The sequence below is a fragment of the Cellulosimicrobium cellulans genome (assembly GCF_042723955.1).
Lineage (GTDB): Bacteria > Actinomycetota > Actinomycetes > Actinomycetales > Cellulomonadaceae > Cellulosimicrobium > Cellulosimicrobium cellulans_H.
The window spans coordinates 1-2252 of sequence record NZ_JBHXIC010000172.1 but is presented as its reverse complement, the minus strand read 5'-3'; the positions used below and the strand labels follow the sequence as shown (position 1 = coordinate 2252).

At 70.5% G+C, this 2252-nt stretch carries 2 protein-coding genes; both read left to right on the top strand.

Annotated elements, in window-relative coordinates; genetic code table 11:
• Positions 1-109 precede the first annotated feature (109 nt).
• Positions 110-1234: a carbohydrate ABC transporter permease gene (locus tag ACFWH7_RS21005; protein ID WP_378219625.1), complete on the top strand. Its 1125-nt coding sequence runs from the start codon at positions 110-112 to the stop codon at positions 1232-1234.
• Positions 1231-2151, top strand: a complete 921-nt coding sequence (locus tag ACFWH7_RS21000; protein ID WP_378219622.1) for a carbohydrate ABC transporter permease — start codon at positions 1231-1233, stop codon at positions 2149-2151. Before ACFWH7_RS21005 ends, ACFWH7_RS21000 begins: the two co-directional genes overlap by 4 nt.
• The last annotated feature ends 101 nt before the right edge of the window (positions 2152-2252 follow it).

Here is a 2252-nt window from a genome sequence, read left to right as displayed (position 1 = left end):
GGGCGGCACCACGGTGCCGCCCCGGCCCCGCTCGCGTCCACCGCCGGGCGCCGCCGCCCCGGCGGCCGCCCGACCGCCACCCGCAGTCACCAGCAGCCCAGGAACTCACATGGCCGTCCTCTCGCCCACCCAGCCCTCCCCGGGGCTCAGCGGGCCGACGCCGCGCACGCCGCGACGCGTCGGCTTCACCCAGCGCCTGAGCCGCTGGGACGTCAAGGTCTCGCCCTACCTCTACATCTCGCCCTTCTTCATCCTGTTCGCGATCACGGGGCTCTTCCCGCTCGTGTACACCGCCGTGGTGTCGGTCTACGACTGGAACCTGCTCGGCGGACAGGGCGACTTCGTCGGCCTCCAGAACTACACGGACGTCCTCGCGCAGCCCACGTTCTGGAAGTCGCTGCGCAACACGTTCTCGATCTTCGTGCTGTCGTCCGTGCCGCAGGTGATCGCCGCCATCGCGATCGCCGCGCTGCTCGACCAGAACCTGCGCGCCGCCACGTTCTGGCGCATGGGTGTCCTGCTCCCCTACGTCGTCGCCCCCGTCGCGGTCTCGATGATCTTCGGCCGCCTCTTCGCCGACCAGTACGGCCTCATCAACGAGCTCCTCGGCCTCGTCGGCATCGAGCCGATCCGCTGGCACGCGGACGCGCTCGCGAGCCACGTCGCCATCGCGTCGATGGTGAACTTCCGCTGGACGGGCTACAACGCGCTGATCTTCCTCGCCGCCATGCAGGCCGTGCCGCGCGAGCTGTACGAGGCCGCGATCATCGACGGCGCCGGCCGCGTGCGCCAGTTCTTCTCCGTGACCGTCCCGCAGATCCGCGCGACGATCATCTTCGTCGTCATCACCTCGACCATCGGCGGCCTCCAGATCTTCGACGAGCCGCGCATGTACGACGCGCAGGGCCTCGGCGGCGCCGACAGGCAGTGGATGACCACCGTGCTCTACCTCTACGACGTCGCGTGGGGCAACCAGAAGAACTTCGGCCGCGCGGCCGCGGTCGCCTGGCTGCTGTTCCTCCTCATCCTCGTCATCGGGATGATCAACTTCCTCGTGACCCGGCGGATCGCCACCTCCAACGCCCAGCCGCGCCCGCCGCGGTGGGTCAGACGGCGTCGTGAGACCCAGAAGCGCCTGCGCGCCGAGGGCGCCATGTCCGCCCAGCGCTCCGCCGCCGGGGACCAGGCGTCCGCACCGACCGCCGCCCCCACGACCGACCGGAGGAAGCGATGAGCTCCGTCCCCGTCATCGCCCAGACCGCAGGCCCGGGCGCGGCCCGCGCCGCCGCCCGACGTCGCGGTGCCGGCAAGAACGTCGGCGGCACCCAGCGCCGCCCCCGATGGGTCACCTACACGATCCTCGGCGTCGTCCTGCTGATCTCGGTCTTCCCGCTGTACTTCACGCTGATCCTGGGCTCCTCCACGCCGGAGGAGATCTCGCGCAGCGCGCTGCCGCAGCTCCTGCCGGACGCGAGCCTGTTCGACCGGTTCGCCGACGTCATGAGCTCCGACGCGATCAACTTCTGGAAGGCCGCCTGGAACTCGGTGGTCGTCGCGGTGCTCACGTCGCTGTCCGTCGTGCTCTTCTCGACGCTCGCGGGCTTCTCGTTCGCCAAGCTCCGGTTCCGCGGGCGCGGGCCGCTGCTCGTGTTCGTCATCGCGACGATGGCGGTCCCGACGCAGCTCGGCGTGATCCCGATGTACATCCTCATGTCGGATCTCGGGTGGATCGGCAAGCTCCAGGCCGTCATCGTGCCCGCGCTCGTCACCGCGTTCGGCGTCTTCTGGATGACGCAGTACCTCGGCGAGGCGCTCCCGTACGAGCTCATCGAGGCGGCCCGCGTCGACGGCGCGTCGATGTTCCGCACGTTCTGGTCGATCGCGCTGCCCGCGGCGCGACCTGCCGCCGCGATGCTCGGTCTGTTCACGTTCGTGCAGCAGTGGACGAACTTCTTCTGGCCGTCGATCGTGCTCAACCAGAACAACCCGACGTTGCCGCTGGTCGTCCGGTCCCTCCAGGCGAACTTCTTCGTCGACTACTCGCTCGTCATGGCGGGGATCTTCCTCGTGACCCTGCCGCTGATCGTCATCTTCATCTTCACCGGCCGCCAGCTCGTGGCGGGCATCATGCAGGGCGCCGTCAAGGGCTGACGCCCGGCGCCACCGCGCGGCGCCCGGCCGCGCACCTCCTCGGTGTGCGACGCCCGCGCGGCAGACCGTCGGGGGCGGGGGGGGGCGGCGGGGGGGGCGGG